This window comes from Streptococcus sp. HMSC034E12, from assembly GCF_001835915.1.
Taxonomy (GTDB): Bacteria; Bacillota; Bacilli; order Lactobacillales; family Streptococcaceae; genus Streptococcus; species Streptococcus vaginalis.
On sequence record NZ_KV826427.1, the window covers coordinates 105344 to 105587 of the forward strand.

1 protein-coding gene is annotated in these 244 nt (G+C 41.4%); it reads left to right on the plus strand.

Features of this window, described 5'->3' with window-relative positions; genetic code table 11:
- The coding region (locus HMPREF2574_RS11070; RefSeq protein WP_142350175.1) for a DUF1542 domain-containing protein at window positions 1–244 on the plus strand (244 nt) is incomplete at both ends.

The window sequence follows — 244 nt, forward strand, 5'->3', positions numbered from 1 at the left end:
CTAAACCTGATTCAACGAAAGAAGAAAAAGAAGCAGCTAAAGAAGAAGCGCGATCAAAAGCAGAAGCAGCCAAAGAAGCTATCGATAAAGCAGATTCTAATGCGAATGTAGCAGCAGCGAAGGACGCAGGAATAGGAACAATTACACCTGTAGAACCAAAAGCAGAAGTAAAACCAGCCGCAAAACAAGCGATTGAAGATGCTTATACTGCAAAAGTTGAAGAAATTGAAGCACGTCCTGACTT